At 42.2% G+C, this 8,492-nt stretch carries 8 protein-coding genes; 1 reads left to right on the top strand and 7 read right to left on the bottom strand.

What is annotated here, in order from left to right; genetic code table 11:
- From AC1DUA_RS12760 to AC1DUA_RS12730, 7 genes are all read right to left on the bottom strand, one after another.
- The coding region (locus tag AC1DUA_RS12760) for a response regulator (protein WP_477500114.1) at positions 1 to 615 on the bottom strand (615 nt) is incomplete at its 3' end.
- A complete protein-coding gene (locus tag AC1DUA_RS12755) occupies positions 593 to 1,780 on the bottom strand; it encodes a sensor histidine kinase (protein ID WP_477500113.1) in 1,188 nt (395 codons plus the stop codon). The genes AC1DUA_RS12755 and AC1DUA_RS12760, both read right to left, overlap by 23 nt.
- A gap of 95 nt (positions 1,781 to 1,875) precedes the next feature.
- The gene (locus AC1DUA_RS12750; RefSeq protein WP_477500112.1) at positions 1,876 to 4,479 is read right to left on the bottom strand and encodes a stalk domain-containing protein; all 2,604 of its coding nucleotides are present in this window, start codon (positions 4,477 to 4,479) and stop codon (positions 1,876 to 1,878) included.
- 189 nt (positions 4,480 to 4,668) lie between these two features.
- Complete coding sequence (locus AC1DUA_RS12745; protein ID WP_477500111.1) at positions 4,669 to 5,007, bottom strand: hypothetical protein; 339 nt, start codon at positions 5,005 to 5,007, stop codon at positions 4,669 to 4,671.
- A gap of 191 nt (positions 5,008 to 5,198) precedes the next feature.
- Positions 5,199 to 6,404 carry a methionine adenosyltransferase gene (gene metK / locus AC1DUA_RS12740; protein ID WP_477500110.1) on the bottom strand — a complete coding sequence of 402 codons (1,206 nt, stop codon included), beginning with the start codon at positions 6,402 to 6,404 and terminating at the stop codon, positions 5,199 to 5,201.
- A 326-nt stretch (positions 6,405 to 6,730) separates the two neighbouring features.
- Complete coding sequence (locus AC1DUA_RS12735; protein WP_477500109.1) at positions 6,731 to 7,003, bottom strand: small, acid-soluble spore protein, alpha/beta type; 273 nt, start codon at positions 7,001 to 7,003, stop codon at positions 6,731 to 6,733.
- A gap of 147 nt (positions 7,004 to 7,150) precedes the next feature.
- On the bottom strand, positions 7,151 to 7,705 hold the full coding sequence (locus tag AC1DUA_RS12730) for a hypothetical protein (RefSeq protein ID WP_477500108.1): 555 nt from the start codon (positions 7,703 to 7,705) through the stop codon (positions 7,151 to 7,153).
- Between the two features lie 104 nt (positions 7,706 to 7,809).
- Here AC1DUA_RS12730 and AC1DUA_RS12725 point away from each other — a divergent pair.
- Positions 7,810 to 8,492, top strand: a 683-nt coding sequence (locus AC1DUA_RS12725) for a stalk domain-containing protein (RefSeq protein WP_477500107.1), incomplete at its 3' end; no start/stop codon positions are given.

Genomic DNA, 8,492 nt, shown 5'->3' with positions numbered 1-8,492 from the left:
GATATAAAGGAACTCTCCAATCAGTTTATTGCTTTTGCCTTCTGCCATTAAACGCAGAACTTCCGCTTCCCGTTTGGTAAGTGGACTGTTGGTATTATGTATGTACTTAAGCGCAGAATCCTTAGCGCCTTGTCCTGATCCAACCACACCGACGTCATCTAAATAAGTCATGCGTCTTAGCTGATTGATTAGCTTTCCTGTAACTTTAGGGTGAATGTAGGCGTGACCAGCCACCACGGAACGGATCGCATTAATAAGCGACTCTGCTTCCATATCCTTAAGCAAATAACCCGAAGCCCCTTTGCGAAGAGTCTCAAATACATAGCTCTCATCATCATGCAGGGAAAGAATGATAACTTTAATATCAGGAAAAATAAGCTTTAAACGCTCAGTCGCAACTACACCGTTCTCAAGTGGCATGTTAATGTCCATTAGAACAATATCTGGCGTGATTTGATTGCAGAGCTCAATAACCTGGATTCCATCACCACATTCACCGATGACTTCCATATCATCTTCCATGTTGATAATCCGTTTAACACCTTCGCGAAACAGCTGGTGATCGTCCGCAATAACAATTCGCACATTGCGTTTATGACTCGCCGTGTTGTCCATTTTGATTTTCCTCCTTGTTCTCTGCACCGCCGCCAATAGGGATTAACATTGTAATTTTGGTTCCAGAATCTTTGGCGGAATCAATGATCATTGTGCCCTCCAGAAGCTCAACACGCTCACGCATGCCTAACAGACCGAAATTATTCCCTTTAGCTATTTTCTGCTCTGTTTGCGGCACATCGAAGCCGACCCCATTATCTACGACGTAGATTTGTACTTGATCAGGTTCCAGTGTTAGCTCAACAGATAAGAAAGTTGCTTTCGCATGTTTTATTACATTAGATAGAGCTTCTTGCACCAGTCGGAAAATCGCAATTTCAAGCCCTGATGGAATACGAGTCTGCTTGCCTACGAGATTGAATTGCGTACGAATTCGATACTTCTCTTCACAATCTTGAACATATTTACGCAGAGTCGGCACGATACCTAGGTCGTCGAGCGCCATCGGGCGGAGGTTGAAGATGATCTTGCGAACTTCTTCAAGTCCCCCTCTGACTTGACCCTTCAAATCCACCAGTTCTTCCTTTACCGCGGGAATATCTTCTTTAATAAGCATGCGCTGAGCAATTTCTGTTCGTAGCACAACATTTGCCAAGGTCTGAGCCATACCATCATGGATTTCACGCGCAATGCGCTTTCGCTCTTCTTCTTGCGCCAGAATAATCTTCAAACCCAGCAGCTGCCTGTTTTTAGCCGATTCTAATATGCGAGTGACCTGGTTGAGATCTCCGGRTAAGTATTCTAAAACTACATTCATCTGAGAAACGATCGTTTCAGCCCGCTCTACCTGCTTGTCCACATTCTTAGTTCGCACCTGCAGGTCATTGCGTCTGGTCTTCAGATTATTTTCTTTTTCCCTAGCAATAGTGAGTTGTAATTGAAAGGCAATAGCCGCTTCATAAGCAACCTTAATATCTTCCTCACGGTATTTATTAAAGTCACGACTGACTTCCGTGAGTCGAATGCGGGAGCGCTTGTAATCCTTCTCTAACTTATCGACCAAATCAATCGTGATACCCGTTTCATGCTTAATTTCCTCAAGTTCACGAGTAAGCGATTCTTTCTCTAAGCGAGAAGCTTCAGCGATCTCGAACATCTGATACTTGCTGCTCTCCATGACGTTAATTGCGTTTTTTATGACACGATCTATAGCGTCTGGCTGCAAATGAAACATGCTCCTTTTTATTAACAAGATTAGAAATTAGTCTACCCCATATTGTAACATAGTTCTTACAATTTGAAGTGAACTTCTAGCACTATTTATTCAATAGTTATCCCATAATTTTGGGGATCCCAGCCTACTTTAAACCCTAATCTCTCAGAAATTACACGAAGTGGAACCATAGTCACATTATTCATAATTTTGGGTGCAACCTCCGCCGTGACACGATCACCATTTGCCAATAAATCTGCATCATCAATCCAGAGATCGATTAGCTTATCCCCGCGAACAACGGTGACTTTCCGTTCCTTTTCATCCCATTTCACATTACCCCCGAGTGCTTCTGTTACAAATCGAATTGGGATAAGTGTATTATCATTTATGATTGTTGGTGCTTGCTCTAACGTMATCGCTTTTGCGTTTACCGTTACTTGTTTCTTGTTCACAGTGAGTTTTACTGAATTCTTCGGCAGAGCCGGCAACTGTCCTTTATAAATAAAAGAGATATCATCAATACTAATTTTCCCTTTCGGTGCTCTTTCATCCTGTCCGTTCGCCGGATTAGCTACATATACACTCTTAAGCTTAATAGGGAATTTCAGATCTGAGACATCGGCCGTCAATTTGCGCCAACCTGTCCAGTTCGTATTTTCTGTGAAGCTGACATAATTCAGTTTGCCATCAGCATCAACAATTTCAGCACGCACCCAGTTAAAACTCCCATMACCAAGGACCTTAGCTGTAATAAACTCTGGTTCTCCAGCAATTTGCACACCGTTTGTGCCATCAAATCGGGCATATGCGGCTTTCGTTCCTGTGCCTTTTGTAAAATCATAAGTGATTGCTAAATTCTTATTCCCATTTGTTTGCTCAATATTTACAGAAGAAACAACCTCTGCTGGATATTTATCACCTGTAGTTATAACTGCAGATTTGTCTAGGTCGTACCATACTTTCTCTTGTCCCACTGGAAGTGTAACCATTGTACTGAAGCCATCGTACCTTGCGATTACCTGGGCGGCCTGAGAACCTGAAGCACTGTCTACATGTAAAATACCATCCTTCAAACTCCCTTTCACTCCGCTAAGCTCCCATGTTGCTGATGCCGCGGGCAGCTCTCTTGTAGCACCGCTTTTGGTAGTCACCATAATTGGAAGTTTGAAATCTCCTCCTTCGGTCAACGAAAAAGCACCCGAATTGAATTTCATCGAATTAATTTGGTTCCGGCCAATAACTTCAACATCCATGGATGCAGAGCCTTTCCCCGATTTCGCTGTAATCTGCGTTTTTCCTGTTATTGTGGGCGTAAATACATTATCCTTAAAGCCGCCATTTGCTGTGGAACTACTCCATTGCGGAACAATCCCCTCCACTGAAATCGGATTAAAATAATCATCATATGCTTTGAATTGATAAGTGCTGGATTCATTCATAAACAAAATATTTTGACCCTTTAAAATAAGCCCCTTTAGCTCACCTTTAGGTGCGGTTGAATATACGCCTACACCATTTGCAACGGAACGTTGGTTGCCATTCTCTGTTTTATTCACCAATTTCGGATCTAAGTCACCTAGGGGTCTGGAAACCATCTGAGTGGATCCACCACCGTCCAGAACCAGCCCTTTCCAAACACCAGCACTAATCATAAACTGTTGAAGCTCTGGTAGCGTCATACCGGCACTGCCTGCACTACGATCAGAGGTAATAATATACGCTGTTTTCATATCCTTGGAATAGCCTAAAGCCGTTCGTGAGCGCGGGCTGTAACCGCTGAAATCATTAATATTCCGTGTGAAATAACTCGGCTTTGCCTCATCCACCAGGAGCGTGCTGCCCCCGATAAGCATTTTAAAGTTTTTCCAATCATATGTTTTGGAAGCGTCATGCGGAATCATATCATATTTGGTCGTAATTTTATCTCCGACTTTGAGGTGATTAACGATAAACTCCCTTGCTAGGCCTGAACCTCTAAGAATATACCCATCGGCAGGAGCAATCATCTTAATATTTGTATCTACCGCAATCTCCTTAACGATATCATTTTGAATAAGTGCTTCAGTTGGAACATGCGTTCCATCTACTGCTCTTTGTGTCATTGCCCAAGCACTCGTATATAGGAAAAGTCCGTCAGCAATCATCGCAACATTGTTATCATCCCAATAATACGTTTTATTGACACCACCAAGATCAAAAGACGTTCCATCCTTCGCCGTTACTCTGCCCTGGAAGTCAAGAATATCAATAATTGGCTGATTATTCTTCGTTATTGCAAAAGAATATAGTCCCGATATTTTAGCCGGCGTCGCCATCACCGTTCCTTTCGTTATTTGAGCACCTTCTGGGACACCTTCTGCCTGTGTATTAAAGAAATCTCCGTTTACGCCTGCTACAGCGCCGCTATCCTTCACCATACCCAAAACGCTTTGGTTCTTCGTGAACTGCGTATTCGTCCCTGCCATTGCGTCTATCTTTACGTTCGGATTCGTCAAGTCGACCTCGATCACGTTGGCGTTTACCGAAACATCTTTATTGCTTCTAGTTGTAGTCCACACATAATTCTTCATGATTGCGCCTGATGTAATTGTTTCCTGTGAACTAAGCGTCAATGTTGATCCTGCCGCATTTACCGTAGTCCCAGCTACCAATTGCCACATCAATGCGCAAGCCAGCGCACCTATCCCTACTTGCTTCTGTAACGTCATGTTGCTTCTCCACACTCCTCTTTCAGTCTAATTCTAGTATCTATCATTTTCACGATACTTATATAGACTCTTAAACTATGGAAAAAGTTACGATAGGATTGCCGTTGTATTTATACTCCAAAGGAACACAAAAAAGAGAGTCATCCCTTGTGGGGCCTGCTCTCTGCTTGAGATACAAAACCTGTAAAATTACAGGATGCGTTTTATTTTAGCTTCATGCTCAATAGATCGAGCTGATAAAAGTTCTATAATGGAATGCTGCTGTTCTTGGATGAGCTCAATCCGTTTTACAGTTGCATTGGTTTCCAAAACGGCTTGTTTAACTTGAATTTGATCTATTTCTATTCTGTCTAGGCGTGTGTCTAAGCCATCCAAGCGGTTGTCGAGACCATTCAGTCGATTATCGACACCATCCAGACGGGTATCAATCCCATCCAAACGTCTATCAATAACATCTAACCTATCAAACATTGGCAAAAACTCGGCTTTCAGCAAGGCTGACAGAGCCTCTTTCAACTCATTGTCCATTTCCATCACTCCCCGATCCATCTATAATAGATGCTTATAATCGTAGTTCCAGTATACCATACGAATTGCTCGTGATGAAAAATCAATGGAGTATATGAATATATTACCATTTCTTATATTGTTAGTCAAACATATGTTCTGTTTTACTATAAAGTAAAAAGCCGCCCTAAAAAGGACGACTCTTCTAGTTATTAAACTAACGCTTGAGCTTTCAAAAGCTCAGCTTTGTCTGTACGCTCCCAAGGAACATCTAGGTCATTACGGCCAAAGTGACCGTATGCAGCTGTTTGACGGTAGATTGGACGACGCAGATCAAGCTCTTTAATGATACCTGCTGGACGAAGGTCAAAGTTTTTGTGAATCAGCTCAACTAGCTTTTCCTCACTCACTTTAGCCGTACCAAATGTATCCACAGCAATGGATACCGGACGCGCAACACCAATTGCGTAAGCCAGTTGAACTTCACATTTTTCAGCAAGTCCAGCTGCTACGATGTTTTTCGCAACATAACGTGCTGCGTATGCACCGGAACGGTCAACTTTTGTTGGATCCTTACCAGAGAAAGCACCGCCGCCGTGACGAGCGTAACCACCATACGTATCAACGATGATTTTACGACCAGTCAAACCAGCATCCCCTTGAGGTCCGCCGATTACGAAACGGCCAGTTGGGTTGATGAAATAGTTTGTATTATCATCCAACAAATGTGCTGGAACGATTGGAGCAATAACATGCTCTTTAATATCTTTTTGGATTTGCTCCAAAGTAACTTCTTCACCATGCTGTGTGGAAACAACGATTGCATCTACACGAACAGGTTTATCGTCAATGTACTCAACAGTTACTTGTGTTTTGCCATCTGGACGCAGGTATGGAAGAGTTCCATTTTTGCGAACTTCTGTCAAACGACGAGCCAATTGGTGAGAAATCGAAATCGGAAGAGGCATAAGTTCAGGCGTCTCATTAACTGCGAAACCGAACATCAAACCTTGGTCACCAGCACCAATTGCTTCGATTTCTTCATCGGACATGGAACCTTCTCTTGCTTCAAGAGCTCTATTAACACCTTGGGCAATGTCAGGGGATTGCTCATTCAAAGAAACGAGAACCGCACATGTTTGGGAATCAAATCCGTATTTTGCACGCGTATAACCAATTTCCTTAATTGTTTGTCTTGCGATCGCTTGAATATCAACGTATTCAGAGCTAGAAGTAATCTCACCGATTACCAAAACCAAACCAGTTGCTACAGATACCTCACATGCTACACGAGCATTCGGATCATTGGCAAGAAATGCATCCAATACCGAGTCAGAAATTTGGTCACAAATTTTATCCGGATGACCTTCTGTTACGGATTCGGATGTAAATAAACGACGTCCACGTACTTGCGCCATATCATTCATCCTCCTAATATCATTTAGTATGTTTGAAAAGCTTCTACTCGATGCCTCTATATGAAAAAAAGTGGGCCCGGCTTTAGCGGCAGCTTTTCACGCCAAACGGAATCCCTCTTTTGCGCTCTGCGCTGACAAGAACTTTGAATTCCGCACTGGTAAAGAATTAAAACAATGTTATTGATAAATAAAGACAACAAAAAAATGAACCTTTCCCGATTGGAAAAGGTTAAATTAAACATTGACCTTCAATAAGTTATCTTACTTTATTTGTCGCCTAGTGTCAATGAATGTAATCGTGAATAAATTATGAATAATTTCTAATATTAGAGAGAGAACAAGACTTCTTCAGCACGCTGGATCAATCTCTTTGTTATAGTCCCCCCAACAGCCCCTGCATCTCTTGAAGAGATGTGTCCCCAATAATCCTCTTTCACTGAAGAGGAGGGAATAGAGCCTAATTCAGTCGCGAACTCCGTATCCGCACTTAACGACATATGCTTGCCCACCGGCAATCCCAGCTCAGCAGCAATCTCGTATTTGAGTGCATCTAAAGCCTTTTTTGATTGAGGAACCAACTTGTTGTTACTTCTAGCCATAATAAACGCCTCCTTAGAGTTTTTATTATTATTAAAACCAAGCTCCGTAAACAGTTGACCCAAGTGGGGACACATTTATTATGGCTGGATTCTCAAACTCGAACCTCATAAGAAGTTGTCATTAAGGGTAAAAATTATGGAGAAGAATTATTTCGCAGCCGTACTTCCATCTGCATTCAACAATAAATAGCTGCCGCGCACCATGACATAAATGTCCGCTGTATTTTTCGGAGACGGTTTTATACCGCGGCCTTCTGTTGGAAAAATCAAAAGATGATTCAGCGCGGGTTCAGTCCCCGCTGGAAGATCCTTGCCTCCCGTTACATCTGGGATGCCATTATCATCATTGCTCACGGTGAGGACTCTGCCGCTTCGCACGACAAATTCGGCGCCAGCACCGGCGTAAAGCGTTTGTCCATTTGCCAATTGGACAACCTTCATCGCCGCTGGCGTTGGGGTAGTGCCTGTGCCTCCGTTGCTCCCACTGCCAGGCTGGCTTCCGCCAGCACTAGCAGCGATCGCGGAGGCAACAATCTCTTTCACCTTGGCTTCGCTTAAGGTGTTCTGATCAAAATAGCTCTTTGTGATCACCGGGTCGGTGGACGAGCCTGGAGTTGGAGCTTCAGCTTGAGAGACTGAAATGGAAGTGGATAATAGTAAAATGGCACCGGCTGCTGTCAAAATCATTTGTTTCTTTTTCATTCGTTATTAACTCTCCTGTCATAATAATTTGTAAAATTAAAGGATATCTTACTTCTTTTGTCGAAATATTTACGATTAAATAATTTAGCAAATGGAGTGAGTCTATGAAAAAGTTACTAACGGTCACTATGATTTTATTCTTTATCACTAGCAGCGTCAACGCTTCCTCCACCCGCGGAGATTTTGAGGGTAATCCCATTGTAGGTGTAAAAACAAATGGAAGTGATTTAAAGGTAGAAGATGTTCCAGCTATTAATTATAACGGGAGAACAATGGTGCCAATTTATATGTTGAGGCAGCTTGGTGCCGATGTTGCTTGGGACGATTCGACGTATAGTGTGAATGTTTCTTTGAAAAATGAACAGAATCAAAATGAAACAAAAGACAAATCTATAATCAATGCTTATAAATGGCTAAGCGATACGGACATGCAAATTTACATGTTTGCTAGCAAACTGCAGCAATACATGGATTTAGATCAAGTACCTAACCTTAAAGATTCGCTTGATCGCGATTACTTGGAGATTACAGACGAGTACAATAAATCTTTGGAGTATGCTACTTCAGTTTATAAACAATACGGTGCTGAAACTGGCATTAATGAAATACTCGCCAGCCAATCAAAAGTGCTTGAATCAGTTGGACAAACGAAAGAATTATTTAAACTTTGGATGACCCGCAAGAATGACACTCAGATTAGTTCTAGTCTTCAAATGAGCGTATTCAGCAGTATTGAAAACAGTCAGAAAAACATTATAAATACCAATAAATATGTACATACTACATT

The organism is Paenibacillus sp. 01T422 (assembly GCF_056398785.1).
This window is presented reverse-complemented; position numbering and strand designations above follow the sequence as displayed.

Bases quoted from the DNA above. Each gene is read 5' to 3' on its own strand.
- AC1DUA_RS12735 (WP_477500109.1), bottom strand. From the start codon at position 7,003: ATGGCTAGAAGTAACAACAAGTTGGTTCCTCAATCAAAAAAGGCTTTA.
- AC1DUA_RS12730 (WP_477500108.1), bottom strand. From the start codon at position 7,705: ATGAAAAAGAAACAAATGATTTTGACAGCAGCCGGTGCCATTTTACTA.
- AC1DUA_RS12745 (WP_477500111.1), bottom strand. From the start codon at position 5,007: ATGGACAATGAGTTGAAAGAGGCTCTGTCAGCCTTGCTGAAAGCCGAG.
- metK (WP_477500110.1), bottom strand. From the start codon at position 6,404: ATGGCGCAAGTACGTGGACGTCGTTTATTTACATCCGAATCCGTAACA.